At 70.0% G+C, this 1,327-nt stretch carries 1 protein-coding gene; it reads right to left on the bottom strand.

Annotation, left to right across the window (positions count from 1 at the left end):
- Positions 1–1,327: condensation domain-containing protein (locus tag ABTY20_RS35260; RefSeq protein WP_352001216.1), on the bottom strand; the 1,327-nt coding region annotated here is incomplete at both ends.

The following is a 1,327-nucleotide window of genomic DNA, read 5'->3' as shown; positions in this document are numbered from 1 at the left end:
ACCTGCGCCTCAAACAACTCCACCACCGACACCCCACCAACCGGCACCACACCACCCCCACCACCAGCCCACCCCAAAACCAACCCACGCTCAGCAGGACTCAGCACCTCCACCGCACCCACCCGGATGTCCGGCGCCCCCACCGCCACCTCGAGCACCCGCACCAACCACGCCGCGAACCGCTCAGCCGTCCCCGCCTCGAACACATCAGCAGCCGCGATCACGACGCCCCGCATTCCAGCGGGAGCGCCCTGGGCGTCGAATACCTCGGTGGCCATGACGTCCAGGTCAAACTTGGCCGTCGCGGGACCGGCCACTCCGGGCGCCCCGGCGGATCCGGTCGGTACCCCGGAGGCCTGCAGTCCGGGCAGGTCGAGGACCGCCTGGCTGTTGTTCTGCAGGGTCAGCATCACCTGGAACAACGGATGCCGGGCCAGGGAGCGGGCCGGCGCGAGTTCCTCCACCAGCCGCTCGAAGGGCACGTCCTGGTGCTCGAACCCCGCCAGACTCCTCTCCCGCACCCGCTCCAGCACCTGCGCGAACGTCGGATCACCCGACAGATCCGTACGCACCACCAGCGTGTTCACGAAGAACCCGACCAGCTCGTCCAGCGCCTCGTCCGTACGCCCCGCGACCGCCGAACCGATCGGGATGTCCGTACCCGCACCCAACCGCGACAACGTCACCGCCAGCGCCGCCTGCAGCACCATGAACACCGTCACACCACGCTCACGCGCCACCTCACGCAACCGCGCATGCACCACAGCCGGCACCTCCAGCCCCACCGCATGCCCCTCATGCGAGGCCACCGCCGGACGCGACCGGTCATACGGCAGCGCCAGCTCCTCCGGAACACCCGCCAGCGCCTCACGCCAGAACCCCACCTGCCGCGACAGCACACTCCCCGGATCCTCCTCGGACCCCAACACCTCCCGCTGCCACAACGCATAATCCGCGTACTGCACCGGCAACGGCGCCCATCCGGGAGTCCGGCCCTCGCACCGCGCCCCGTACGCCACCGACACATCCCGCGCCAACGGCCCCATCGACCAGCCGTCACCCGCGATGTGATGCACCACCAGCACCAGCACATGCTCGTCCGGACCGACCCTGAACAGACGCGCCCGGACCGGGATCTCGGTGCTCAGGTCGAAGGCATACCGCGCCGCCTCCGCCACCGCCGCGTCCAGGTCCTCCGCACGCACATCGGTGACGGTCAGCGCGAAACCGGCCTCCTCGACGGGCAGGATCCGCTGATACGGCTCCCCGTCCGCCACCGCGAACACCGTCCGCAACACCTCATGACGCCCGACCACATCCCGCAGCG

Source organism: Streptomyces sp. NPDC126497, assembly GCF_040302425.1.
Lineage (GTDB): Bacteria > Actinomycetota > Actinomycetes > Streptomycetales > Streptomycetaceae > Streptomyces.
The sequence above is the reverse complement of the archived record's forward strand: the minus strand, read 5'-3'. Positions and strand labels throughout refer to the sequence as shown.